The organism is Methylobacterium sp. 285MFTsu5.1 (genome assembly GCF_000383455.1).
Taxonomy (GTDB): domain Bacteria; phylum Pseudomonadota; class Alphaproteobacteria; order Rhizobiales; family Beijerinckiaceae; genus Methylobacterium.
The window spans coordinates 20,492-45,102 of sequence record NZ_KB911298.1 but is presented as its reverse complement, the minus strand read 5'-3'; the positions used below and the strand labels follow the sequence as shown (position 1 = coordinate 45,102).

Here is a 24,611-nt window from a genome sequence, read left to right as displayed (position 1 = left end):
CGCTCCGACAGGCCCCCAGCCCGGGGCTGGGCAGCCCGGTTGCGCTCTGACTCCGGGGTTCCGGACGCGGGAGCATGGCACAGGCAGGGCCGCTACGGAACGCCGCCGCGGTCCCGACGCGCCGCGGCGGAGGGCGCTGCAAGTCTCAGCCGGACCGCGCCGCGCCGCCCGAATCCAGGCGCTCCAGGACGCGGGCGACGTCGGCCGTCGTCATCTCCCACTCGTTCTGGAAGTTGGCCACGACGCCGCGCATGAAGCGCGGTTGCAGGCGCTCCGCCTCCGCCGCGTCGCCGAGATGATCCACCAGGATCGCGTAGGCGAGCTGCGAGGGCTCGGGACCCTCGTAGCTCCACTCGAAGCCGTTCCGGGAGTAGCACTTGGCCTCGGCCCGATCCGGCAGCGGCGCCCCGTTCACCGTGACGACGATCCCGTCGATCGTCCGGTCCCCGGCATAGACCTTGTCCATCACCGCGCCTCCCGGATCCGGTGGCGCGGGGTGCGGCCGTCGGAGCGGTTGCGCATCACCTCGGGGAAGATCCAGAGGCTGACCACCATGAACGGGCCGAGGAAGGCCACGGCCCAGCGCGGCCCGGTCTGGCCGAGATGGCCCATGTAGAACCAGCCGGCGAGCGCCGCGAGCGCGACGGCGACCGACAGGCCGAACTTGATCGGAAACGGCATGGGATCCCTCCCGGATCGCGCGTGCGGGTCAGAGGACGAAGACGGTGCCGACCTGCTGCAGCAGGCCGAGGGCGCCGCAGAGGGCGGCGAGCACGATCGCCAGGCCCGCGACGCCGTCGCGCCAGCGCTGGGGCCAGACGTTGAACAGGCCGGGCGCGAACAGGATGGCGAAGCCGCCCACGATCACGAGGCTCGACCAGCGGAGTTCGGCGGCTCCGTAGGCGAGCATCCCGCCGGTCAGCGCCGCGAGCAGGAGGACGTTGGCCGCGATCAGCGCGAGGCCGAGGGGGCGCGCCCTCAGGTCGGGGCGGGTCTCCAGCGGGAACATCCCGGCCAGCACGTAGAAGCCGGTGCAGGCGACCCCGGCGAAGAGGGCGAACCACGCGAGCGCGGCGACGTTCGGTTCGATCATGTCCATGGCGGCGTTCCGAGCTGCTCGTCAGTCTAGGCGGCGGGTTGCGCGGCGGGTCACTCGGCGGCCTGCATGGCCCGGGGCTCGGGGGCACCGGGCGTGCGCGCGGTCTTGCGCATGTCGTTCTTCACGTGGCGCGTGTCGTAGCCGTTGAAGAGCGTCCCGATGAGACCGCGGTTCAGGTCCGAGGTGCCGAACAGCCAGTCCATGATCGGGAAGGTCAGGTTCATGTTCCGCTCCATCATGATCGATTGGTCGTGATGGGCCGTGTGGTGCCGCCGGTTCGTGTTGATGAACGGCATGTTGCGGACGAACCAGTTCTCCTCGACGTGGCAGCAGAAGTGCATGAACTCGTAGATCATGTAGATGCTGGTCGTCGTGGTGATGAACAGCCACCCGACATTGGGCGTGAAGATGTTGCCGAGCACGACGGCGCCGGGGATCGACATCAGCGTGAACGTCGCCAGCGCGTAGGGCGGGAAGAACGTCACCCGGTAGTCCCGGTGGTCGGCGAAGCGCATCTCGTGGTCGGTGAAGAACTGGTGATGCTGCAGCGTGTGCCGATTGTAGACGGCCCGCCCGATCGGATTGCTCTGCGGCCGGTGCATCACGTAGCGGTGGAGCCACCACTCGAAGAAATTGCAGAACAGGAACACGACCGGGACCGTCGCGAGCTCGATCCAGCTCGGCGCGTGGATGTTCGAGACGTAGATGTACAGGGCCGTGAGGCCGATCGTGTAGATGATCGCGATGTGCAGGAAGCCGTTGTACCAGCCGGCCACGCGCTGGCGGTAATTGGCGCGGTAGTTCCGCTGCCGCTCGCTCATGCGGGTGTTGGCGAGTTCCATGATGCGCCTCCTCGCTGGGATGGGGGTGACGCCGCGCCCCCACCGAGATCTGCTAGATTAGAGATACCGTTGATATATCAGTTGTCAACCTGACCGGGCGGCGACGTCGCCACCGTCCGGTCGGGGCCGGTCCGGTCAGTGCGAGATGGCTTCCAGGGACTTGCCCTTGGTCTCGATGCCGAGGAACCCGACGCTCGCGGCGGCGATGACGAACGAGCCGGCGCCCAGGGCGAAGACGCCGCCGTGGCCGAGCACCGGCAAGATCAGGCCGATGGCGAAGGGTCCGATGAGCGAGCCCACGCGGCCGATGGCCGAGGCGCAGCCGGCCCCGGTGGCGCGCGCCCGCGTCGGGTAGAGTTCGGGCGTGTAGGCGTAGAGCACCGACCACATGCCGAACAGGAAGAACTGCATCATCAGCCCGTAGGCGATGAGCCAGCCGAACGACGGCGAGTGACCGTACAGGTAGGCGGCGACGGCGCTGCCCAGGAGCATAAGGACCGCGGTGGGCTTGCGGCCCCAGCGCTCGACGAGGATCGCCGAGGCGATGAAGCCCGGCACGCCCGCGAGCGAGATCAGGATCGTGTAGGTGACCGACTTGGCGACGCTGTAGCCGGCCTCCTGCAGGAGCGCGCCGAGCCAGGTGGTGAGGCCGTAGAAGCCCAGCAGGGCGAAGAACCACGTCAGCCAGATCATCACCGTCCGGCTGGCGTAGCCGGGGCTCCAGAGTTCGAGGAACGAGAAGCGCCGCTCACCCCGCGCCGGCTCGGGCAGGACGGTCGGCTCCGGAAGCGGACGCCCGTCGAGGCGCAGGGCGACCTGCCGCTCGATCTGCGCCATCACCCGGTCCGCCTCCGCGTGCCGGCCGCGGTCGGCGAGCCAGCGGGGCGATTCCGGCACGAGGAAGCGGATCACGAACAGGAACAGCGCCGGCACGGCCTGCGCGAGGAAGACAGCGCGCCAGTCGAAATAGCTGAGCAGCACGTAGCTGAGGCAGCCGGCCGCGATGAAGCCGAGCGGCCAGAACCCTTCCATGATGGCGAGGTAGCGGCCGCGCTTGGCGGTCGGCAGGAACTCCGAGACGATGGCGAGCGCCACCGGGAACTCCATGCCCATGCCGAAGCCGAGCAGCAGGCGGGCATAGCCCAGCATCGTCGCGTCCGGGGCGTAGGCGCACCAGAGGCTGCCGAGCCCCCAGAACACCATGCTGATCTGGAAGACCACCTTCCGCCCGAACCGGTCGGCGAGCATGCCCGACAGGGCCGCGCCCGCGAACATGCCGATGAAGCTCATGCTCGAGAGCAGTCCCGCCTGGGCGGTCGTCAGGCCGAACTCGGTCTTGATCGATCCGAGGAGGAAGGTGAGCGAGCCGAGATCGATCGAATCGAAGAACCACGCCGTGGCGATGATGAGGAAGATGTTGCGCTGGAAGGCGGTCATCGGCAGCCGCTCGAGGCGCGCCGCGATCAGCGCGCCCGACCCGACCGCGGCGCGAGCGGTGGCGTCCGCGGTCACCCGGTCCGGCAGCACGTCGCCGGCGGAAATCGCTACAGGCCCTGCCATGGCTCAACCTCCCTCGCAGTTATATGCGGCGAGTCGTCATGCAGGATATTACTAAGATGCGCAAGATATATCAGACGTATGCCCTTGCGCGGTGCGCGGGCCCGCCCCATGCACGCGGATCGCGGCGTGGTGTGCGGGCCCGGCCGTGGCGGGGGTGTCGTCCATGAACTTCGTGACCGGGAAGACGACGTCCGTCCGCGCCGCCGAGCCGGGCCGCAAGCGGGCGCGGAAGGCCGTGAAAGGGGCGTCCCAGGAGGCCCCACAGGAGGCCTCCCAGGGGGCCTCTTATGCCGCGGGCGGCAACGACGATCTGCCCGACCTGACGCTGACCGACCGGGCCTACCAGCAGCTGGAAGAGATGATCACGACCCTGGTGCTCCCGCCCGGCCTCGTGCTCGGCGAGCAGAACCTGGTCCAACGGCTCGGGATCGGGCGGACCCCGATCCGGGAAGCCCTTCAGCGCCTCGCGCGCGACGGGCTCGTCGTGGTCATGCCGCGGCGCGGCATCCTGGTGTCGGACATCAACGTGCGCTCGCAGCTGCGGCTCCTTGAGACGCGGCGCGTCTTGGAGCGCCTGATCGCCCGCCTCGCCGCGGAGCGATCCACCCGCGAGGAGCGCGAGGTCTTCGCGGGGCTCGCGCAGGACATGCGCGACGCGGCCGCGGCGTCGGACGATCTGGCGTTCATGCGCCTCGACCGGCAGTTCAACGAGCTGATCGCGACGGCCTCGCGCAACGAGTTCGCCGTGCGCTCGCTGGAGAGCATGGCGGGCCTGTCGCGGCGGTTCTGGTACCAGCACTACAAGCAGGCGGCCGATCTGCCGCTGACCGCCAACCTCCACGCGGACGTCTGCGAGGCGGTCGCGCGTCGCGACGTCGAGGCTGCCGGCGCCGCGTCGGACAGGCTCGTCGACTACATCGAGAGCTTCGCCCGCAAGACGTTGGATCTCTGAGGTCGCGCGACGGGACCCGTGTCGGGCGGTCGGCGCGGCGGTCAGTCAGGGGAGGGGCGGGCGGCGGCCGGCGATCCAGTCCCGGCCGCCCCTCTGTCGTGACCCCTACGACGCGACGCGCGCGGAGTCTCCGAGGCGGGGTGCTCCCGGCGAGCCGGTCACGCGGGGGCTCCCAGAGCGACCGGCTGGGTCGCGCGGCGGTAGATCAGGAGCGTGGCGACGAGGCCGCACGCCCCGCCGAAGGCCATCCACAGCCCGGGGGCCGCGCGGTTGCCCGTGGCCTCGATGAGCCACGTGGAGACGAGGGGCGTGAAGCCGCCGAGGAGTGCCGTCGCCAGCGAGTAGGCGAGGGAGAAGCCGGCCGTGCGCACGCTCGCCGGGATCACCTCGGTCAGCGCGACCACCATCGCGCCGTTGTAGCTGCCGTACAGGAAGGACAGCCACAGGAGAGCGATCAGCATGTTCCCGAAGCTCGGGTTGGCCACGAGCCAGCCCAGCACCGGGTAGGCGGTGAGCAGGGTCAGCGCCGAGAACACCAGCAGGAGCGGCTTGCGCCCGATCCGGTCGGACAGGGCCCCCATGACCGGCAGCCAGAACAGGTTCGACAGCGCGGTGCAGAAGGTCACGAGAAGGCTGTCGGTGTCGGACAGCTTGAGCACGGCCTTGCCGAAGGTCGGGGTGTAGACGGTGATCGTGTAGAACGAGATCGTGGTCATGCCGACGAGCAGCATGCCGAGCAGCACGATCTGCCAGTTGCTGGCGAGCGAGCCGAACACCTCCTTCATGGAGGGGCGGTGCTTGCGCTTCAGGAACTCCTCCGTCTCCTCCAGCGACCGCCGGATGTAGAACAGGAACGGCACGATCGCGCAGCCGATGAAGAACGGGATCCGCCAGCCCCAGTCGTTCATGTCGGCGAGCGAGAGGGCGTGGTTGAGGATGTAGCCGATCACGGCGGCGAACATGACCGCGACCTGCTGGCTGCCGGATTGCCAGGACACGTAGAAGCCCTTGTTGCCGGGGGTGGCCATCTCCGACAGGTAGACGGAGACGCCGCCGAGCTCGACGCCGGCCGAGAAGCCCTGCAGCAGGCGCCCGACGAGGACCAGGAAGGGCGCGAACAGGCCGATCGTGCCGTAGCCGGGGACGAAGGCGATCAGGATCGTGCCGGCCGCCATGATGCCGAGCGTGACGATCAGCCCCTTCCGGCGGCCGATACTGTCCACGTAGGCGCCGAGGAAGATCGCGCCGAGGGGCCGCATCAGGAAGCCGGCGCCGAACGTCACGAAGGTCAGCATCAGCGAGGCGAACTCGTTGCCGACCGGGAAGAAGGTCTTGGAGATGTAGGTGGCGTAGAAGCCGAACAGGAAGAAGTCGAACATCTCCAGGAAGTTGCCGCTGGTCACGCGCAGGACCGTGGCGACTTTGGAACTCGACGGATGGGCCTGTATCATTGCTGTCTCCCTCAGGCGCCGGAGCGGTCGCAACCGCACGAGGGAAGCGTCGGTTCTGAACGGCTGACGATCGCTCGTGGCGATCGGGCTGCAGCCGCAAACCAATCCTCCCATGTATTCGCGCCGACTTCGCAGCGCTTGACGCCGCTATACGCCGGTCAACCTGTCACGAAGCTGTCGCGGGACCCGGTCTCAGCGGCCTTCCATGGCGCGCCGCCAGCGCCGCAGCATGCGGGCGTGCCGGATCTGGTCGAGATTGGCCAGCAGCTCCGGCCCGACCGGGACCGGCCGCAGGGCCGTGGCGGACGCGACCGGGTCGTCGGCCCGGCGGGCATCCGTCCGGGCCGGCGTGAGCGACCGGGCGGCGAGCCGCGCCTGCCCCTCGCGGGAGAGCATGTAGTCGAGGAACATGCGGGCTGCGACGGGATGCGGCGCGTCCTTCGCGATGAAGGCGATCCGCGAGACGAGGAGCGTGTAGTCCGTGGGCAGCACGAGGCCGATCGCCGGATCGTGCCGGGCCCGCTCGAGGGCGTAGGCGCCGAACACGCCGTAGGCGAGGACGGCCTCGCCCGCGGCGATGCGGTCGAGCATGGTCTCCGTCCGGGTGTAGAGCTTCACGCCGGCCTGCCCGAGGGCTGAGACGAGGTCCCACGTCCGGGGCGTCACGTCCGCGTCCTGCGCGAGGATGAGCGAGCCGACGCCGCTCCGCTCCGGATCGTAGGCGGCGACCTTCCCCTGCCACGTCTCGGGGTGGTCCGTCAGGGCTCGGATCAGGTCGGCGCGGGTCTGGGGAACCTGCTCCGGCGGGAGGAGCGTCCTGTTGTAGGCGATGGCGATCGGCTCGGCCGTGACGCCGAACGCCTCGTTGCGCCACACGGCCCAGGCCGGCAGGGAGGCCGCCTCGGGGGACGCGTAGTGGGCGGCGTAGCCGTCGTTCACCAGCTTGATCTGGCGATCCATGGCGGAACTCCACACGATGTCCGCCTCGACCGCGCCGGCCGCGGCCTCCTCCACGAAGCCGTCGTACAGGGTCGCGGAATTCATCTTGGTGTAGGAGACCGCCACGCCGGGATGGGCCTCGCGGAAGCCCGCGAGGAGGTCGGCGACCTCGGCCTCGTCGGTCGTCGCCCGCACGACCACGACGGTCGCGCCGCGGGCCGCGGCGGACCCGGTCCCCTCGGCCGTCGGAGATGGTTCGACCTGTGCCGAGGCCGGGCCCGGACCGGCCATCAGCAGCAGGACGAGGCCGACGACAGCGGGAGCGCGCACCAGGGTCTGCCCTTCGAGAGCCGCGGGAGTCCCCGCAGCTTCGCCGTGCAGAGACCGGGCGGGAATGCTAAACTCGGAGGACCGCTTCGGCCAACACGATCGATGACGGGAGGAGCATGCGCGTTCTGGTCGTCGAGGACGATGCCGCCCTGGCGCGCGGCCTCGTCGCCGCCCTCCGGCACGGCGGATACGCCGTCGACCACGAGGCGGACGGAGCGGACGCGGTGCAGCTCGCGCTGAGCGAACCCTACAGCCTCATCGTCCTGGACCTCGGCCTGCCGGGTCTGCCGGGCTTCGAGGTCCTCAAGGCCGTCCGGGCGGCCGGCTCGACCGTTCCGGTCATGATCCTGACCGCGCGCGACGCCATCAGCGACCGCGTCCGCGGGCTCGATCTCGGGGCGGACGATTACCTGCTCAAGCCGTTCGACCTCGCCGAGTTCGAGGCGCGGGTGCGGGCGCTCGTCCGCCGCGGGCAGGCGGTGCCGAACCCGGTCCTGCGCTGCGGCGCGCTGGAGCTCGACCGGGCCGCGGGCACCGTGACCCTCGGCGGGGCGCCCGTCGCGCTGCGCCGCCGGGAACTCGCCGTCCTGACCATCCTGATGACGCGCGCCGGGAAACCCGTCCCGAAGGAACGGCTCAGCGCCGAGATCTTCGGCTTCGACGAGGCGGTCGCGCCGAACGCCCTCGAACTCTACGTCGCCCGCCTGCGGAAGAAGCTGCAGCCGGACGGTCCCGAGATCCGCACGATCCGCGGCCTCGGCTACCTGCTGATGCCGGTGTGACCCGGCCGCGCGCGCCCTCGATCCGGCGGCGCCTGCTCGTCCGCATGCTGCTCCCGGCCCTGGCGCTCGCGCTGCTGCTGGGCTTCGTCGGCGCGCTCGTGATCCGGAACGTCGTGGAGACGACGCACGACCGCCTGCTCGACGGGTCCGTCCTGGCGATCGCCGAGCGGCTGACCGTGGAGGACGGCGAGGTGTCGGTCGACCTGCCCCGCGTCGCCCTCGGGATGCTGGAGAGCCAGGCGCAGGACCGGATCTACTACAGCGTCACCTACGGCGGGGCGCTGGTGACCGGCTATCGCGACCTCCCGGGCCTGGACGTCGATACGCTCCCGCTCGGGGTGACGAACCATCGCGACGGCATCGTCCGCGGGGCGGCCGTGCGGATCGCCGCCCAGGCCCGGCGGGTCTACGGGAAGCCGGACCCGGTCCTCGTGCAGGTCGCCGAGACGCGCGAGGCCCGCCAGGGCCTAGAGCGACGCCTGCTCGCCGGGCTCGCACTGGCCGAGCTGGGGCTGATGGGCCTGATCGGGGCCCTGTCGTGGTACAGCATCGACAGCAGCCTGAGGCCGCTGACCCGGCTGAGCGACGCGATCGACCGGCGGGCGGTCCCGGGCGCGATCAACCTGCAGCCGCTGGACGTGGCCGGGGTGCCCCGCGAGGCGCTGGCCCCGGTGCTCGCCCTCAACACGCTGCTCGAGCGCCTGGAGCAGGCGATCGCGGGGGAGCGCACCTTCACGTCGGACGCCTCGCACCAGCTGCGGACGCCGCTCGCCGTGCTCAGGATGCACGTGGAATTGCTCCGCAGGCTCACGCCCGGGGAACCGGCCCACGCCGCGGCGATCGACGATATCGACGGAGCCGCGCGGCGCCTGGAACGCCTCCTCGCGCAACTGATCGCGCTCGCCCGCGCCGATGCGGGCGCGGCCGCCACGGACGCCGCCGCGGCGATCACCGACCTGAACGACATCGCGGCCCGCGTGGTCACGGAGCAGGTGCCCCACGCCCTCGCGCGCGGGGGCGAGATCGTGCTCGATCGCCCCGACGGCGCGGTACCGGTCGTGGGCGATGCGTTCATCGTCGGCGAGATCCTCACCAATCTCGTGGACAACGCGATCCGCTACAACCGTCCCGAAGGCACCACCGTCGTCCGTGTCCGGCGCACGGAGACGGGCGCCTGCCTGGACGTCGAGGACGAGGGCCCGGGCATACCGCCGGAGGTGCGCGAGAAGGTCTTCGAGCGATTCTACCGTGTCGCGACGCGAGACGGTCCTGACGGCAGCGGCCTCGGGCTCGCGATCGTCCGAGCCCTCGCGGACCGGATCGGCGGGGCGGTCACGCTCGGTTCCCGCGCAGGCGGATCGGGACTGCTCGCGCGGGCGAGCTTCCGCGCGCCGTAGTCGCTGCGCGGGACGACGGTCCGGTGCGTTCGGCCTTGTCCGGCCGCCCGACCCGGGTCGCCTTCGCCGTGGTTGCCGGCTCGGATCTGCACCGGCCTGCTCTCGTGCCCGGTCGGAACAGGCCGACGCCCTCCGGTAAGCCGAAGCCGGCGGGGAGCTGCGCACCTGCGCGCCGGCGTCTCGGACACGTCATCCGATCACGGCACTTGAAAGATACCGCACGGTAGGTATCTTCGAGGCGGGGACGATTCCCGTCACTCCTGGGAAGGGGCCATGGCGACCGCCTATCATCGCAAGAAGCGGCCCGAGCTCGTCCGGCGCGCGCTGCTCGATTGCGCAGCCAAGCTCGCCCTGGAACAGGGCCTGTCCGCCGTCACCGTGCAGGCGGTCTGCCACGCCGCCGGGGTGACCAAAGGGGCCCTGTTCCACCACTTCCCGAGCAAGCAGGCCCTGGTCGAGGGCGTCGTCGCCGACCTGATCGCGCAGCTCGACGCGGAGATCGACGCGGCGATGGCGAAGGATCCCCGGCCGTACGGCCGGTACACCCGCGCCTACGTCGACATCACGCTGCACGACCCGATGATGACCGAGGGCAGCCAGTGGGCCGCTCTCCACATCTCGATCCTCGCCGAGCCGCCCCTGCGCCGCATGGTGTCGGCCTGGTTCGCGGAACGCCTGCACCGCCACCGCGACACCGACGGGAGTGCCGACCTCGAGTTCGTCCGGCTCGCCGCCGACGGCGCGTGGCTCGCCTACCTCGTGCGCGAGAAGCCGAGCGACCCGGTCCCTGCCCTCGACGCGCTCCGCGACCGCCTCGTCGCGATGACATTGGCTGAACCGTCCGCGCACCCGGGCGGCGACCGGGACTGAGCCATGGGATCGACCTCGATGGATGGGTTCGCCCCCGCCCGCGGCGCGGACGGGCCGGGCGATGCCGCGGAATACGGCGACCTGGCCGCGCGGCACGTCTCCGTCGCCCGGATCCTCACCCTGTTCCGCCCCTACGCGAGCCGGATCGCGCTCGTCATCGGGCTGATCGCGCTCGCCTCCGCCGTGGGGCTCGCCGCCCCGTTCCTGCTCCGCGAGATCGTCGACGTCGCGCTGCCGCGCGCCGACCTCGGACTGCTCGGCCGGCTCGCCGCCGGCATGGTGGGCCTCGCCGCGCTCGGGGCGGGCATCGGCGTGCTGCAGGCCCTCGTCACCGCGAAGGTCGGGCAGGCCCTCATGCACGACCTCCGGGTCCGCGTGTACGCGCACCTGCAGTCGCTTCCGCTCGGGTTCTTCACGGCGACCCGCTCCGGCGACATCCAGTCCCGCATCGCGAGCGACATCGGCGCCCTCCAGGCGCTGGTCACCCACACGGCGGGTGAGGCCACGCGCAACGCCAGCGCGGTGGTGATGACCGCCGCGGCCATGCTGCTGCTGGAATGGCGGCTCGCCCTGTTCTCGTTCCTGGTCCTGCCGCCGGCGACCTGGATCAGTGTCCGCGTCGGCCGGCTGCGCGAGGAGACAACCTACGCGCAGCAGGAACGCATCGCCGAGATGACGTCCGCGGTGCAGGAATCCCTCTCGGTCTCCGGCATCGTCCTCGCCCGCACGATGGGCCGCGTCCCCCATCTCGCGGAGCGCTTCGCGCGGGCCTCGCGCGCGGTGGCGAACCTGGAGGTCCGGTCCCACACGGCCGGGCAGTGGCAGTGGTCGGTCATCGACCTCGTGCTGCAAGCCCTGCCGGCCCTGACCCTGTTCCTCGGCGGCTGGATGGCGGGCGCCGGGACGACCATGACCATCGGCACTCTCGTCGCGATGATCGCGCTGCAGGAGCAGATGCTGTTCCCGCTCGAGGAGGTCCTGCGCACGGGCGTCGAGGCCCGGAAGACGCGGGCCCTGTTCGCGCGCATCTTCGAGTACCTCGACAAGCCGGTCGGCATCACCGAGCGGCCCGACCCCGTCACCCTCGACCCCGCCGAGGTCGCCGGCCACGTGCGCCTCGACGGCGTGACGTTCTCCTACGACCGAGCCGGCCCCGCGACGATCGCCAGCGTCACGCTCGATATCCCCGCCGGGTCGCACACCGCCATCGTCGGCGCGACCGGCTCGGGCAAGTCCACCCTCGGCCATCTCCTGGCCCGGCTCTACGACGTCGATGGCGGCGCCGTGCTCTACGACGGCGTCGACGTGCGCGACCTGAGTCTCGCCTCCCTCTCCGAGGTGCTCGGGGTCGTGACGCAGGACCCGTTCCTCCTCCATGCCAGCGTGGCCGAGAACCTGCTCTTCGCCCGGCCGGATGCGACGGTCGCGGAGATGGTCGCGGCGGCCCGGACGGCCCAGTTGCACGACATGGTCGCCGCCCTGCCGGACGGGTACGACACGCTGGTGGGCGAGCGCGGGCACCGCTTCTCGGGCGGCGAGCGGCAGCGCCTCTCGCTGGCACGGACCATCCTGCGCGACCCGCGCGTGCTGCTGCTCGACGAGGCGACGAGCGCCCTCGACACGGCGACGGAGCGGGCGATGGTCGAGGCCCTTGCCCGTCCGGGCAAGCCCCGCACGACCATCACCGTCGCCCACCGCCTCTCGACCGTCCGCCGGGCCGACCAGATCGTCGTGCTCGATCGGGGGCGCGTGGTCGAATGCGGCACGCACGAAGCCCTGCTCGCCCGCGGAGGCGCCTACGCGCGCCTCGTGCGCAAGGCGGCCTGACGACCACGATTCCAGGACGGATCTCCATGCCTTCACACGCACCGGCCCGGCGGTCGCCGACCCTCGCCGCCCTCGGCCTCGTCGCGGCGCTCGCCCTGCAGGGCTGCAAGCCCGGGGCGGACGGTCAGGCACCGGGCGGTCCCGGATCGGCGGGCTCGCCGCCCGACGTCTCGACCGCTCGAGCCGAGCCCGGGACGGTGCCCCGCACCCTCGACCTGCCGGGTCGCCTCACCTCCACGCGGGTCGCCGAGGTCCGGGCCCAGGTCGCCGGCATCATCCAGGAGCGCGCTTTCGAGGAAGGCAGCCTCGTCCGGAAGGGCGATGTCCTCTTCCGCATCGACCCCGCTGTCTACCGGGCCGAGGTCGATGCCAAGTCCGCGGCGCTCGACCGGGCCGAGGCCACGCGGGTGCAGGCGCTGAAGCAATCCGAGCGCACCGAGACCCTTCTGGAGCGTCAGGCCGCCAGCACCGCCCAGCACGACCTCACGATCGCCGCCCTGCGCCAAGCCGAAGCCGACGTCGCGAGCGCGAAGGCGCAGCTCGCCCGCGCCCGGATCGACCTCGACTACGCGACCGTGCGGGCGCCCATCGCCGGCCGCATCGGCCGGGCCCTCGTCACGGAGGGCGCCCTCGTGGGCCAGGGCGAGGCGACCAAGCTCGCGCTGATCCAGCAGGTCGATCCGATCTTCGCCGATTTCAACGCCCCCGCGGCCGATCCGGGCCGGCTGGCGGAGCGGGCCACGGGCAAGGAGGAGACGGCGGTCCGCCTCGTCCTGCCCGACGGCGCGCTCCACGCCGATGCCGGGCGTCTGCTGTTCACGGATGTGAGCGTCGACCCCGGCACCGGGCAGGTGTCGCTCAGGGCCACGTTCCCGAACCCGAAGGTCGTCCTGCTGCCGGGCACCTATGTCCGTATCCGCCTCGCGCAGGGAATTTTGCCGGGCGCGGTCGTCGTCCCGGCCCAGGCCATCCAGCGGTCGAGCGCCGGCGTCGCGCAGGTCTTCGTGGTCGGGGAGGACAGGATTGTCGCGCTGCGCCCCGTGCGTGCGGGGGCGCTGACGGATGCGGGCTGGATCGTCGAGGACGGGCTCAAGGCCGGCGAGACCGTCGTGGTCGAGGGTTTCCAGCGGATACAGCCCGGCATGGCGGTGAACCCGGCGCCCTGGCAGGGCGCCCGGACGTCCTCCGCCTCCGCGAAGCCCTGACCGCGCCGGGACCGCACCATGACCCGCTTCTTCATCGCGCGCCCGATCTTCGCCTGGGCGATCTCCATCTTCATCGTGCTGGTGGGGGCGATCTCCCTCGCGTTCCTGCCGGTGTCGCAATACCCGGACGTGGCGCCCGTCACGATCCAGGTGAGCGCGACCTATCCCGGTTCTCCGCCCGAGCGGCTCTACGACGGGGTCACGCGCATCATCGAGGAGGAGCTGAACGGCATCCCCGGGCTGATGTACTTCGAGAGCACCAGCGACACGTCCGGCATGGCGCAGATCATGGCGTCCTTCGCGCCGGGCTCGGACCCGTCGAAGGCGACGGTGGCGGTGCAGAACCGGATCAAGCGCATCGAGGCGCGCCTGCCCCGGGCGGTCACGCAGCAGGGCGTCATCGTCGAGGAGGCCAGCACCAGCTTCCTGCAGTTCGTCACCGTCTCCTCGAAGGACGGCTCCTTGAGCGAGACCGACCTCGGCGACATCGCCGCCCGCCGCCTCCTCGGCGAGTTGCGGCGGGTGCCGGGCGTCGGCCGGGCCACCCTGTTCTCATCCGAGAAGGCGCTGCGCATCTGGATCGACCCGGTCAAGCTCGTCGGGTTCGGGATGACGCCGGGCGACGTCACGGCCGCGGTCGGTGCGCAGAACGCGCAGATCGCTTCAGGGACCGTCGGCGCGCAGCCCGCGGCCGAGGGCCAGCGCATCGCCGCGAACGTGCTGGTGAAGGGGCAGCTGACCACGCCCGCCGAGTTCGCCGAGATCGTGCTGCGCGCCAACCCCGACGGGTCGCTCGTGCGCCTGCGCGACGTGGCCGAGGTCGAGCTCGGCGGCCAGTCCTACACGATGCAGACCCGCCTCGACGGGCGCCCGGCCGCCGGCATCGGCATCCAGCTCGCCCCGGGCGCGAACGCGCTCGCGGCCGCCGGCGGCGTCAAGGCGAAGCTCGCCCAGCTCCAGCGCACGCTGCCCGCCAACATCCGGGTGACGGTGCCCTACGACACCACGCCCTTCGTCGAGGTGTCGATCCGGAAGGTGCTGATGACGCTCGCCGAGGCGATGGCCCTCGTCTTCGCGGTGATGTTCCTGTTCCTGCAGAACGTCCGCTACACCCTCATCCCGACCATCGTGGTGCCGGTGGCGCTGCTCGGCACCTGCGGCGCGCTGCTGCTCGCCGGCTTCTCGATCAACGTGCTGACCATGTTCGGCATGGTGCTGGCCATCGGCATCCTCGTCGACGACGCCATCGTGGTGGTCGAGAACGTCGAGCGCATCATGGGCGAGGAGGGGCTCCCGCCGAGGGAGGCCACCGCCAAGGCGATGGGCCAGATCACCGGCGCCATCGTCGGCATCACCTCGGTGCTGGTCGCGGTGTTCGTGCCGCTCGCCTTCTTCCCCGGCTCGGTCGGGGTGATCTACCGGCAGTTCGCCGTCAGCATGGCGACCTCGATCGCCTTCTCGGCCTTCCTGGCCCTCTCGCTGACGCCCGCGCTCTGCGCCACGCTGCTGAAGCCGGTCGAGAAGGGCCACCATCATGCCAAGGGCGGCTTCTTCGGCTGGTTCAACCGCCGCTTCCACGCCGGCACGGGGGCCTACCGGTCCGGCGTGGCGGGCCTGCTGCGCCGGCCCGTTCGGGCGCTCCTGGTGTACGGCCTCCTCGTGGCCGCGCTCGGCTGGGGCTACTGGCGCATGCCGTCGAGCTTCCTGCCCATCGAGGACCAGGGCTACGTCATCGTCGACGCGCAGACCCCGCCGGAATCCGCCACCGGCCGCACGCTCGACGTGGCCAAGCGCATTGAGGAGCACTTCGCCAAGGAGCCCGGCATCGACAGCCAGACGCTGCTCCTCGGGTTCGGCTTCTCGGGCCAGGGGCAGAACGCGGCCATCAACTTCGTCGGGCTGAAGCCCTGGGGCGAGCGCGGGCCGCAGGACAGCGCCGACGCCATCACGGCCCGCGCCAACGCCGCCCTCGGCGGCCTGCCCGACGCCATCGCCATGTCGCTCTCGCCGCCGGCCATCGACTCGCTCGGCAATTCGAGCGGCTTCGCCTTCCGCCTCCAGGACAAGGCGCAGCAGGGCCACGCGGCGCTGGCGGCCGCGCGCGACCAGCTCGTCAAGGCGGCGTCCCAGAGCCCGATCCTGCAGGGCGTCTACGTCGAGGGCCTGCCGACCGCGCCGCAGATCGAGCTCGTCCTCGACCGGCAGAAGGCCAGCGCGCTGGGTGTCACCTTCGCCGACATCAACGACGCCCTCTCCACGAGCCTGGGTTCGGCCTACGTCAACGACTTCCCGAACCAGGCGCGGATGCAGCGGGTGATCGTCCAGGCCGAGGCGGCCCGGCGCATGAAGGCGGAGGATCTGCTCGACCTGAACGTCCGCAACGCCAAGGGGCAGATGGTGCCGTTCCAGTCCTTCGCCCGGGTGCAATGGACGATGGGCCCGTCGCAGGTCGTGGGCTTCAACGGCTACCCGAGCATCAAGATCTCCGGCAGCGCCGCCCCCGGCTACGCCAGCGGCGACGCCATGGCCGAGATGGAGCGCCTGGCGGGGCAGTTGCCGCCGGGCTTCGACTTCGCCTGGACCGGGCAATCGCTGCAGGAGAAGCTGTCGGGCTCCCTGGCTGTCTATCTGCTGGCGCTGGCGCTGTTCTGCGTCTTCCTCTGCCTCGCCGCGCTCTACGAGAGCTGGTCGATCCCCCTCGCCGTGCTGCTCGTGGTGCCGACCGGCGTGGTCGGCGCGGTCTTCGCGATGCTGATGCGGGACATGCCGAACGACGTCTACTTCAAGGTCGGCCTGATCACGGTGATCGGCCTGACCGCGAAGAACGCCATCCTGATCATCGAGGTGGCCAAGGACTTCGTGGCCAGGGGCGTGCCCGTCCGGGAGGCGGCGCTGGAGGCGTGCGAGCTGCGCTTCCGGCCCATCGTCATGACCTCGTTCGCCTTCATCCTCGGCGTCGTGCCGCTCGCCGTCGCGACGGGGGCCAGCATGAACAGCCAGCGGGCCATCGGCACGGGCGTGCTCGGCGGCATGGTCACCGCGACGGTGCTCGCCGTCTTCGTCACGCCGCTCTTCTACGTCCTGATCGCGCGGGTCTTCGGTTCCGCGGCGGCCGGCCAGCCGGAGGCCGGTCCCGTCCGGCGCGGCATCCCGGTGCCCTGAGGGTGCTCGTCCTTGCCAGGGGCGCGGCGGGACATCCCTCCGCTGACGCGAGCCGCGCAGCCGCAGGTGACCGACGGGGTCGGGTGGGCTTCCGCGGGTCCGCTTCGGGAACGGCACTCCGGAAAAGATGCCCTTCGCCGCTTGCAGATTTCCCGACCGAGAGCCGGAGGGCTTTCAGGGCGCTTGATCTATCGGCGACCATGTTGTACCGAACGGTACAACATGGTCCTGAGAGGTGATCCCGATGTCCCGACCCCCGCTTCCCCCGTTCACCGAGGAATCCGCGATCCAGAAGGTGCGTCTTGCCGAAGATGGCTGGAACACGCGCGATGCGGCCAAGGTCGCGCAGGCCTATACGCCCGACACGCGCTGGCGGAACCGCGTCGAGTTCGCGACCAATCGCGAGGAGGCGCAAGCTTTCCTCACTCGGAAGTGGAACAAGGAGCACGAATACAGACTGATCAAGCAGTTGTGGGCCTTCACCGGCAACCGTATCGCGGTGCGCTATGCCTACGAGTATCGCGACGACGGCGGGCACTGGTTCCGCGCCTACGGCAATGAGAACTGGGAGTTCGCCGAAGACGGATTGATGGCGCACAGGCATGCCAGCATCAACGAGATGCCGATCACCGAGGCGGAACGGAAGTTCCGTTGGCCGCTCGGGCGCAGACCCGACGATCACCCCTCGCTGAGTGACCTGGGCCTTTGAGCACGAAGCGCGTCCTCACCGAACGTGCCGGTGCCGTGCCGGCACTCGCGGAAGCGTTCCGCGAGCACGGGTTCGAGGGCGCGAGCCTGTCGGTGCTGTCGAAGGCGACTGGCCTCGGCAAGGGCAGCCTCTACAACTTCTTTCCCGGCGGGAAGGAAGAGATGATGGAGGCGGTTCTCGCCGACATAGACGCTTGGTTCGAGAAGGTCATCTTCTCGACGTTGGAGCATGCGCGCGATCCGACAGCGGCCGTCACGTCCATGATCGACGATGTGACGGAATACTTCCGATCCGGCAGGAGAGTCTGTCTCGTCGGCTGCATTGGCCTGAATGCCTCCGGAGCCGTTTTCGCGGAGCGGATAAGGAGCTACTTCGCGCGCTGGATATCGGCTCTGGCCCGGTGCCTGAGAGCCGGCGGCGTTCACGAACCGCAAGCCTCGCAACTCGCTGAGGAGGCGGTTTCGGGGATACAGGGCGCGATCGTGCTGGCGCGAGCCTTAGAGGACGATGCCGTCTTTCTCCGGGTGGTTCATCGACAGCGTTCCGTCTTGATCGATGCATTCGCCAATTCTAGTGCGGAATGATAGAGGTCTGATCATTCGCAGTGGCCTGCCATGACAATTACACATTCAACGATCAGTCGAAATTTGTAACATTTGACGCTCGCGACGAATTGTTCGCCCGATCGAGTGTGCCCGGCGACGATCCGTCTCCACCGCGATCAAGTCCGCATTTCTCGTCGTGAACTGCACTCGGCATATGAGACGGTGACACCGCTGCTTGCATCCGAATGTCCGGTTCGGGGATGCCGCTGAACAGGCCGGAATGGCTGGGTTGGGTCGCGAGGCGTCCGTCCTCTCTTCCGGCAGCCGGCCTTCCGTGCCGATCACCCGGCGTCCGCCAGCATCGGCCGCCGCAGACCGCCCGCACGAGCGTCTCCGACGGGTGAATCTCTGCCGTTCCGTTTCCGAGCTGCAGGGGCATCGGAGCGGACGACTTCGTTCCGCAGGCGCCCCGATCTTCCGTAATCTCGGGGATGGCCGCGGTCGCCATCTGCCTGGCTCGATCGGGCCGACGTCCAGGCCGCACCGAGCCGTGTCGCGGCTCGCAAGCTGAACCAAACTGTCTCGGGAAATCCGGCGTGGTACAGCGATCGCGGCCGCCGGGTGCCGGTCCCTCGATCGACCCGACAGCCGACCGATATTTACCAAGCCGTTCGATGTCCTGGGAAGCTCCGGGGTCAGGTTGCGTAGTTGTCTTGAGACTCAACCACAGGCTGCATAATCTGCGGCTATGCGCGTCACATCCGCCATTGGCCTCGCCTCCGTGTTGCTCTCTGCGGGGTCCGCCGTCGCCTTCGCCCCCGCGCTGTTCGCGGCGGGACCGGCCGCCGTAGCCCAGCTGTGTACGGAGAGTGCAGGGACCGTCTCTTGTGCGAACGGTTATGCGGGCTTCCGAGGCCCCTCGGGGAAGCTCTGGATTGGCAAAGATCGCCGGGGGACCGTGATCGTCAGCATCGATGATCGTCGGAACGATCAGGAGCCATCCCGGCGCGAGCAGGATCACGGACGCTTCGTCCTCGAGCAGGCGTGGTGAGGCTCGGATCTTTCGCCCGTCGCCGCTGCCGTGCAGTTGAGACCCGGGTCGTGGCGTGACGGGCGGTGGCTCTCTCGGAGCGCCGCCAGTGACGAGGCCGCGAACCGGAAACTTGGTCAGGCCGTGGGCGCCTCACGCCTTATCGGAGGCCGATCCAGCAGATCGCGCATCCTGCGGGTCGATGGGGTCATCGATGGGTCAGGGCTGACCGGCCGGCTCCGGACGGGACCGATCGAGAGGATGGGTTGGCGACCCGTCGCAGACGGTCGAGACGTTCCGGCCTGACAGCCAGCCGCGGCCGTGCGGGGTCAGGTTTCCCCACGCTCCAACAGCAGGCGGTAATCGGCCAGGGTCATTGTCCCGGTGTCGCGCGGGTCGATCGCTCGCCGATCGCGGTCGGGCAGAACATCCGCGAACAGATCGATCCTCTTCCAGGCCGGGACCTCGCCCGCTCGTGCCCGCCCCGGCACGAAGCCTGACGCAGCCTCCCGACGGTAACGGTGGATGTAGCGCGGGCAGTTCACGAACACCTCGGCGATATCGATCTTGAGCACCAGCTCGGCGCCAGGATGACGTTCCAGGTCCCTCGCGTCGCGGGCGATCCGCGCCGTGCCGTGGAGGCGCAGGCGGTGCGGCGTCTCGAAGTCGATGAACAGCAGGCCGAGCTTCGGGTTGGTCTTCCGTGAAGGTCCGCGAGAAAAGCGGACGGCCCCCTATCGACCCAACCCAGTCGCCCCGGGGCCGTCGAGCGCTTCCGATTAGCGGACGATCCGAGGTCGACCCATAGCCAAGCTTTTGGCGATCCTGGACCGTTCGGCCCCGTAGGCAGGGGCCACCATCGGGTAGTCGCTTGGCAGGCACCACTTAGCTCGGTACGTTTCCAGCGTCAGGCCACACGCCGTCAGATGCCGCTTGATCGTCTTGTACGGCTTGCCGTCCTCGAAGCTGATTTACGCCTCGTGCCTAATCGACGCTCGGATCTGGGCCGGTGTAACCCTTCTGCTTCCCGACACGGCCGACTGATCGGAAGTTTGAAGGCCGGTGAAGGCCGCAGCCATCGCCGTAATCAGTGCAGGCACCTCCAAGGCTGCGACGCGATTGTGCGACACATACGCCGCCACTAAGTTAGCGTTCATCTCGCCGCAATCGAGGTGGCTGTTTCCTGCAAAGACTGCGTCAGTATCCATCGGTATGTTCACTCCCATACGTTCGCGTCGTGAATTGACTATACGCGCGGGAGAAGCGATTCGAATGTTAAACTTCATCCATGAATAGTGAGATTATTCAAAATACAATCATTTAAGATGAGGTCATGATCTTTCACACATACTATTGCTTGAAATTGCAGACGAAAGAGTGCTGAGGGCCACGAAGATTGTCGCTTGGATGACATTGCGATGATTGCTGTCCAACGCAGGGTGCCGTAGCGCGCATGTCGCGAGCGCGGGGGGGGGCTTCGAGTGCTTTCTGGGGCGTCATGGGTCGCACCAGCTTTATCCCGGCCGACTGCCGGGAAGCGGCGGCGCGCGAGATCGATCTGTCATATCCGGATGATTTCCCACCCGAGTCCGGAGCGTGAATATGCCCGACGTTCTTCGAAAATGTTCGAGACCCGACGCGCGCACGGATTCAAATGCACTCAATATAAGATCGACTCCGAATAAATCATTCCTAGAAGTCGTCAATCTTAAAATTTGAAAACGTTAGATTTTTAGTAATATGCGGCGGATCATATGATCTGATCGGGATTAGTCGGTCTAGGGCATATCCATGCTGCGCAGTTCGAAAATCATCATCAAGGCCATCGTGCCGCTCGCCTTAATGGCGTTCATTGCCGCGGGATTGATGGTCTATGCGATTACATGCCTCGACGCACTTGCCAAGCAAACCCGCACGATCGTCGACCTGCAAGCTGTTCGGCTCGAAAGGATCCTGAGCCTGCGATCCCATGTCAACGAACTCGCCATTCAGTCACGCAATCTCATCCTTGAGACCCGTGAGGCGGAGATGGCCGCCTACAAGGCTCGCTACGACGCCACGTTGAAGGCTACTAAAGAGGCCACCGAAACCCTGATCTCCTTGGCCGACACACCAGAGCGTAAAGCCGCCAATCAGACGCTCAAGACCATCCTGGAGGAGTTCTATGCCGCGCAGGATCGGGCAACCGCTCTCGGCCTGAAGAACGACAACGACGGCGCGACCAAGGCTCTCCTGATCGACGCTGCGGCTTCGCGCAAAAAGATGCGCGAGTTCGTGCAGGAACGGGTCGATGTCCTCAACGCCGAGCTGCGGCAGGCGCGCGACGATGCCGAGCAGGCGGTGAGCACCGCCAGGATCGTGCTGATCGGTGCCTCCGCGGCCGGCCTCGTCGGCGCCGCCCTGCTCTCCGCCCTGATCGTGATCTTCGGCATCACCCGCCCGCTGGGCAGCCTGGTGGGGGTGCTGCAGCGGATGGCCCACGGCGAGGTCGATGCCGAGATCCGCGAGGCCACCCGCGGCGACGAGATCGGCGCCGTCGGTCAGGCGGTCGAGGGCATCAAGGCCATGGTCGCCCGCAAGGCCGCCGAGGAGGCCGAGGTCCGGCGCCGCGCCGACGCGGCCGCGGCTGCCGAGCGCAAGCGCACCATGATCGAGCTCGCCGACGGCTTCGAGCGCGCCGTCGGCTTCGAGCGCGCCGTCGGCGGCATCGTCGGCCTGGTCTCGTCCTCGGCCACCGAGCTCCAGGCCACCGCCCAGCAGATGACCGCCACCGCCGAGGAGACCGCTGCGCAATCGACCAGCGTGGCCGCGGCCGCCGAGGAGGCCTCGACCAACGTCAACACGGTCGCGGCCGCGGCCGAGGAACTCGGCTCCTCCGTGCAGGAGATCGGCCGGCAGGTGACCGGCTCGGCCCACCTTGCCCAGGCCGCGGTCGGCGAAGCCGACCAGACCGCCCACCTCGTCCAGGCGCTCAGCCAGAACGCCGCGCGGATCGGCGACATGGTCGGGATGATCTCGGGGATCGCCGCCCAGACCAACCTGCTGGCGCTCAACGCCACGATCGAGGCGGCGCGGGCGGGTGCCGCGGGTCGGGGTTTCGCGGTCGTGGCCACCGAGGTGAAGGCGCTCGCCGACCAGACTGCCAAGACGACGGAGGAGATCAGCCGTCAGATCGGCGAGGTCCAGGGGGTGACCGCGCAGGCGGTGACGGCGATCGGCGGGATCACCGGGCGGATCCGGGAGATCGACAGCGTGGCGACCTCGATCGCGGCCGCCGTCGAGGAGCAGGGGGCGGCGACACAGGAGATCGTGCGCAACGTGGCGCAGGCCTCGGCGGGGACGAACGAAGTGACGGGCAACATCGCCGGCGTGGCGCAGGCGTCGGAGGAGACGGGGGCGGCGGCCTCGCAGGTCCTGTCGGCGGCCTCGGAGCTGTCGCGGCAATCCGAGCATCTCGGTGCCGAGGTCGCCCGCTTCCTCGCCACCGTCCGCGCCGCCTGAGATGGCTATGGTCGAGATCCTCGCCCTCCCGGTCCGGCCTCACGGCACGCACCAGTTCGACCGACTGCACGCGGACTTAGCCGCCGCGCACGAACGTGGCGCGGATCTCGGCCCCCGAGCCCCTCACATCCAAGCAGGTGGCGACAGGCTGCTCGAACTGACTTGCGCCTTGGAACGCGCGATCGAGGATCTGGATCTCACGTTGATCAAGCTCGGTCTCCGGGATCCGGACATGCGTGAAGCCCTGCGAGACTTCGTCATCAAGACCGAGAGCCTCGCCAACACGGCGCAGAGCTTCGCTCACACCGTGCACGGCCTCGCCGGCCTAGCGCAGCGGTACCCAGCGACCCTCTGACTGCGCTCACGACTTCGGGCCGGACGTAAGACCGGCCCCAGCATCAGATGGAGGCCGGCTTGGGCAGGCTGTTGTTAATCTCCGACGACCTGGCCCGGACCGGTCGCCTTGCGCGTTCCCTCGGCCCGACCCGGCGCTGTACCGTCCAGGACCTGTATGATGACAGCCTGCCGTCGGTGCAGCCGGATCTGATCGTCGGCGACGTCGCTCAGCTTACCTCCGAGGCGATCGCGCGCCTGCAGCGGATGCTAGAGCCGCTGCGCGGGGCCGGCGCCCCGTTCCTGTTCCTGACCCACGGTAACGCCGCTCGCGCTGAGGCCCAGGTGCGACTCCTCGCTCCCACCGACATCCTCCCGGCCCTGACCATGCTTGAGCGCCTGCTGGCTCGGATCGACCGGCTTCTGGAAGTCGGTGGCTCCGCCGTCGCTGCTCGGATGGCGGACGAGGCGCGGCAATTCTTTGACCAGACCTTCTTCTCGAGCCAGCTAATCACGCCCGAGCTCGCGAGCACCGGCACCGGCCTGATCGCCCGAGCCGTGCAGCATTGTGGCCTCCGCGAGTGGATCGGGGCGGTACAGCGCTTCGACGAGGCCACGCACCGGCACTGCCTGATCGTTACAGGTCTCGCTGCCGCGTTCGCGGCGAAGCTCGGGTTTGCCGATCTGGACAGCTACCGCCTGACCAAGGCGGCGCTGCTGCACGACGTCGGCAAAACCCGGATCTCGACCGCGATCCTGAACAAACCCGGGCGGCTCACCGACGAAGAGATGACGGTGATGCGGACGCACGCGGCGCTGGGCTACGACATGCTGGTGGATAGCGGCTTCTCGCGGGAGATGCTGCAGGTGGTCCGCTCGCATCACGAGATGCTCGATGGCTCCGGCTACCCGGACGGGCTGCGGGCACCTGAGATCTCGGACCTCGTCCGGCTGGTAACGATCTGCGACATTTACGGCGCGCTGATCGAGCGGCGGCCGTACCGGGCACCGATGCCGGGAAGGCAGGCCTACGGGATCGTGCAGTCTATGACAGGCCGGCTCGACCCTGATCTGGTCACGGCGTTCCGCCCAGTGATGACCACGTTTGATCCGGCCGGCACTGCTGCGGCTTAGGGTCGGAATTGGGTGGGACCGCGACGTCCGCTCCGATGCGCTTGCTGTTCCAGAGCGGACCGCCGGAAATCCACCCTTTCCGGTCATTCCGCGACCGACCCACTCGGGCCGTACAGATCTGCATTGACGCTTCCCGAAAGCCGCCATTCATCGACGGCCCGGCGACGTCAGTTCGGGGAAGGCGGCCTTGCCAGGGTACGCCCGTAGGTGACGAGCCGCCACAAACCACGGTCATCGCCCTGGGCGAATAAATAGCGCATAAGGGATCATCACTGGCTTCGGACCCGGCCGTCAGTGCCTGAGAGCGGTGAGCGCTCCCGGCCTGATCATACGGAGCACGGTTTTGGCTAACAGCAGGCCTTTAGCCATCCTCATCGCGGAGGCTGATGAGGTCGTCCGTATGGTCACGGCCGACATGCTGGAAGACGTCGGCTTCCAGACTATAGAGGTCCGCACAGCCGCCGAGGCGCTGGCGGTTCTCGAAGGACCGATGCCTGTGAGCATGCTGATCACTGGACGCGGCATCGTGGGCGATGGTGTTGCCCTTGCCCACCTCGTTCATCACCGTTGGCCCACTGTCGGCATTATCGTCACCTCGGGAGCCGGATCAGATCTCCGAGAGGAGTTGCCGCCGGGCACGCGACTGCTCAGCAAGCCCTACGACTTTGCAGACCTCATCCATGAGGTGGAAGCTGGCCTCGCACAGGTACAGGACGAGCCCTCAGGCGCTCCCGTGCTCCCGAGCGGCGTGCCGCCCCATACCGGGACGGAGATGGGCAGCGGGATGGGCGTTGTCGCAGCTCCCACGACCGAGCCGGACAAAACGTAGCCCCGGCCGTCAGGCCGGCTAAGTCTGAACACATTCGGCTTGGCTGCCACAATGTCGGTGCGGGCGGCGAGTGGGCGGGAGGGCGATATCCTCTTTGACGACTTTCAGAACCTG

At 69.0% G+C, this 24,611-nt stretch carries 21 protein-coding genes and 2 pseudogenes; 13 read left to right on the top strand and 10 right to left on the bottom strand.

Annotated elements, in window-relative coordinates; translation table 11 throughout:
- Positions 1-145 precede the first annotated feature (145 nt).
- From H288_RS0127500 to H288_RS0127480, 5 genes are all read right to left on the bottom strand, one after another.
- On the bottom strand, positions 146-466 hold the full coding sequence (locus tag H288_RS0127500) for a DUF6166 domain-containing protein (protein WP_020095790.1): 321 nt from the start codon (positions 464-466) through the stop codon (positions 146-148).
- On the bottom strand, positions 466-681 hold the full coding sequence (locus H288_RS0127495) for a hypothetical protein (protein WP_020095789.1): 216 nt from the start codon (positions 679-681) through the stop codon (positions 466-468). Before H288_RS0127495 ends, H288_RS0127500 begins: the two co-directional genes overlap by 1 nt.
- Positions 682-709: 28 nt before the next feature.
- Positions 710-1,099 carry a hypothetical protein gene (locus tag H288_RS0127490; RefSeq protein ID WP_020095788.1) on the bottom strand — a complete coding sequence of 130 codons (390 nt, stop codon included), beginning with the start codon at positions 1,097-1,099 and terminating at the stop codon, positions 710-712.
- Between the two features lie 50 nt (positions 1,100-1,149).
- Positions 1,150-1,941 carry a sterol desaturase family protein gene (locus H288_RS0127485; protein ID WP_020095787.1) on the bottom strand — a complete coding sequence of 264 codons (792 nt, stop codon included), beginning with the start codon at positions 1,939-1,941 and terminating at the stop codon, positions 1,150-1,152.
- Between the two features lie 135 nt (positions 1,942-2,076).
- Positions 2,077-3,501, bottom strand: coding sequence for an MFS transporter (locus tag H288_RS0127480; RefSeq protein WP_026605338.1), 1,425 nt, complete (start codon positions 3,499-3,501; stop codon positions 2,077-2,079).
- 163 nt (positions 3,502-3,664) lie between these two features.
- Here H288_RS0127480 and H288_RS0127475 point away from each other — a divergent pair, with 163 nt between their 5' ends.
- Positions 3,665-4,453, top strand: a complete 789-nt coding sequence (locus tag H288_RS0127475) for a GntR family transcriptional regulator (RefSeq protein ID WP_026605337.1) — start codon at positions 3,665-3,667, stop codon at positions 4,451-4,453.
- Positions 4,454-4,611: 158 nt separating this feature from the next.
- Here H288_RS0127475 and H288_RS0127470 read toward each other — a convergent pair whose 3' ends face one another.
- Together H288_RS0127470 and H288_RS0127465 are read right to left on the bottom strand one after the other, a co-directional pair.
- Entirely contained in the window at positions 4,612-5,904 is a 1,293-nt protein-coding gene (locus H288_RS0127470) for an MFS transporter (protein WP_020095784.1), read from the bottom strand.
- A gap of 192 nt (positions 5,905-6,096) precedes the next feature.
- Entirely contained in the window at positions 6,097-7,173 is a 1,077-nt protein-coding gene (locus H288_RS0127465) for an ABC transporter substrate-binding protein (RefSeq protein ID WP_020095783.1), read from the bottom strand.
- Positions 7,174-7,289: 116 nt separating this feature from the next.
- On the opposite strand from H288_RS0127465, the gene H288_RS0127460 reads away from it, so the two are divergent.
- The 8 genes from H288_RS0127460 to H288_RS0127425 all read left to right on the top strand — a co-directional run bounded on the left by H288_RS0127460 (position 7,290) and on the right by H288_RS0127425 (position 17,709).
- Positions 7,290-7,955 carry a response regulator gene (locus H288_RS0127460; protein WP_020095782.1) on the top strand — a complete coding sequence of 222 codons (666 nt, stop codon included), beginning with the start codon at positions 7,290-7,292 and terminating at the stop codon, positions 7,953-7,955.
- Complete coding sequence (locus tag H288_RS32940) at positions 7,952-9,352, top strand: sensor histidine kinase (protein ID WP_020095781.1); 1,401 nt, start codon at positions 7,952-7,954, stop codon at positions 9,350-9,352. Before H288_RS0127460 ends, H288_RS32940 begins: the two co-directional genes overlap by 4 nt.
- Before the next feature lie 273 nt (positions 9,353-9,625).
- Entirely contained in the window at positions 9,626-10,222 is a 597-nt protein-coding gene (locus H288_RS0127450) for a TetR/AcrR family transcriptional regulator (protein WP_020095780.1), read from the top strand.
- Between the two features lie 18 nt (positions 10,223-10,240).
- Positions 10,241-12,049 (top strand): ABC transporter ATP-binding protein, encoded by a 1,809-nt coding sequence (locus tag H288_RS0127445; protein ID WP_020095779.1) that lies wholly within the window; start codon positions 10,241-10,243, stop codon positions 12,047-12,049.
- A 26-nt stretch (positions 12,050-12,075) separates the two neighbouring features.
- Positions 12,076-13,254 carry an efflux RND transporter periplasmic adaptor subunit gene (locus H288_RS0127440; protein ID WP_020095778.1) on the top strand — a complete coding sequence of 393 codons (1,179 nt, stop codon included), beginning with the start codon at positions 12,076-12,078 and terminating at the stop codon, positions 13,252-13,254.
- Between the two features lie 18 nt (positions 13,255-13,272).
- Complete coding sequence (locus H288_RS0127435; protein ID WP_020095777.1) at positions 13,273-16,416, top strand: multidrug efflux RND transporter permease subunit; 3,144 nt, start codon at positions 13,273-13,275, stop codon at positions 16,414-16,416.
- A gap of 244 nt (positions 16,417-16,660) precedes the next feature.
- A complete protein-coding gene (locus H288_RS0127430) occupies positions 16,661-17,125 on the top strand; it encodes a DUF1348 family protein (protein ID WP_020095776.1) in 465 nt (154 codons plus the stop codon).
- Positions 17,122-17,709 carry a TetR/AcrR family transcriptional regulator gene (locus tag H288_RS0127425; protein ID WP_020095775.1) on the top strand — a complete coding sequence of 196 codons (588 nt, stop codon included), beginning with the start codon at positions 17,122-17,124 and terminating at the stop codon, positions 17,707-17,709. Before H288_RS0127430 ends, H288_RS0127425 begins: the two co-directional genes overlap by 4 nt.
- A 1,320-nt stretch (positions 17,710-19,029) precedes the next feature.
- On the opposite strand, the gene H288_RS32935 is transcribed toward H288_RS0127425, so the two are convergent.
- The 3 genes and pseudogenes from H288_RS32935 to H288_RS34290 all read right to left on the bottom strand — a co-directional run bounded on the left by H288_RS32935 (position 19,030) and on the right by H288_RS34290 (position 19,857).
- On the bottom strand, positions 19,030-19,275 hold the full coding sequence (locus H288_RS32935) for a hypothetical protein (protein ID WP_020095773.1): 246 nt from the start codon (positions 19,273-19,275) through the stop codon (positions 19,030-19,032).
- A 48-nt stretch (positions 19,276-19,323) separates the two neighbouring features.
- Positions 19,324-19,386, bottom strand: a pseudogene (locus H288_RS36315) (hypothetical protein); the annotation flags it as partial.
- 93 nt (positions 19,387-19,479) lie between these two features.
- Positions 19,480-19,857, bottom strand: a pseudogene (locus H288_RS34290) (MucR family transcriptional regulator).
- Positions 19,858-20,485: 628 nt separating this feature from the next.
- Between H288_RS34290 and H288_RS0127405 the strand changes: the two are divergent.
- From H288_RS0127405 to H288_RS0127390, 4 genes are all read left to right on the top strand, one after another.
- The gene (locus H288_RS0127405) at positions 20,486-22,201 is read left to right on the top strand and encodes a methyl-accepting chemotaxis protein (protein ID WP_026605335.1); all 1,716 of its coding nucleotides are present in this window, start codon (positions 20,486-20,488) and stop codon (positions 22,199-22,201) included.
- 7 nt (positions 22,202-22,208) lie between these two features.
- Positions 22,209-22,556 (top strand): hypothetical protein, encoded by a 348-nt coding sequence (locus H288_RS0127400; RefSeq protein ID WP_020095770.1) that lies wholly within the window; start codon positions 22,209-22,211, stop codon positions 22,554-22,556.
- Positions 22,557-22,615: 59 nt separating this feature from the next.
- Positions 22,616-23,668: an HD domain-containing phosphohydrolase gene (locus H288_RS0127395; protein ID WP_043713236.1), complete on the top strand. Its 1,053-nt coding sequence runs from the start codon at positions 22,616-22,618 to the stop codon at positions 23,666-23,668.
- Positions 23,669-24,011: 343 nt separating this feature from the next.
- Positions 24,012-24,497 (top strand): response regulator, encoded by a 486-nt coding sequence (locus H288_RS0127390; RefSeq protein ID WP_020095768.1) that lies wholly within the window; start codon positions 24,012-24,014, stop codon positions 24,495-24,497.
- Positions 24,498-24,611 lie beyond the last annotated feature (114 nt).

Coding starts and splice junctions, on each gene's coding strand:
- H288_RS0127400 (WP_020095770.1), top strand. CDS start 22,209: ATGGTCGAGATCCTCGCCCTCCCGGTCCGGCCTCACGGCACGCACCAG.
- H288_RS0127470 (WP_020095784.1), bottom strand. CDS start 5,904: ATGATACAGGCCCATCCGTCGAGTTCCAAAGTCGCCACGGTCCTGCGC.
- H288_RS0127495 (WP_020095789.1), bottom strand. CDS start 681: ATGCCGTTTCCGATCAAGTTCGGCCTGTCGGTCGCCGTCGCGCTCGCG.
- H288_RS0127430 (WP_020095776.1), top strand. CDS start 16,661: ATGTCCCGACCCCCGCTTCCCCCGTTCACCGAGGAATCCGCGATCCAG.
- H288_RS0127460 (WP_020095782.1), top strand. CDS start 7,290: ATGCGCGTTCTGGTCGTCGAGGACGATGCCGCCCTGGCGCGCGGCCTC.
- H288_RS0127480 (WP_026605338.1), bottom strand. CDS start 3,501: ATGGCAGGGCCTGTAGCGATTTCCGCCGGCGACGTGCTGCCGGACCGG.
- H288_RS0127440 (WP_020095778.1), top strand. CDS start 12,076: ATGCCTTCACACGCACCGGCCCGGCGGTCGCCGACCCTCGCCGCCCTC.
- H288_RS0127485 (WP_020095787.1), bottom strand. CDS start 1,941: ATGGAACTCGCCAACACCCGCATGAGCGAGCGGCAGCGGAACTACCGC.
- H288_RS0127445 (WP_020095779.1), top strand. CDS start 10,241: ATGGATGGGTTCGCCCCCGCCCGCGGCGCGGACGGGCCGGGCGATGCC.
- H288_RS0127500 (WP_020095790.1), bottom strand. CDS start 466: ATGGACAAGGTCTATGCCGGGGACCGGACGATCGACGGGATCGTCGTC.
- H288_RS0127490 (WP_020095788.1), bottom strand. CDS start 1,099: ATGGACATGATCGAACCGAACGTCGCCGCGCTCGCGTGGTTCGCCCTC.
- H288_RS0127450 (WP_020095780.1), top strand. CDS start 9,626: ATGGCGACCGCCTATCATCGCAAGAAGCGGCCCGAGCTCGTCCGGCGC.
- H288_RS0127435 (WP_020095777.1), top strand. CDS start 13,273: ATGACCCGCTTCTTCATCGCGCGCCCGATCTTCGCCTGGGCGATCTCC.
- H288_RS0127475 (WP_026605337.1), top strand. CDS start 3,665: ATGAACTTCGTGACCGGGAAGACGACGTCCGTCCGCGCCGCCGAGCCG.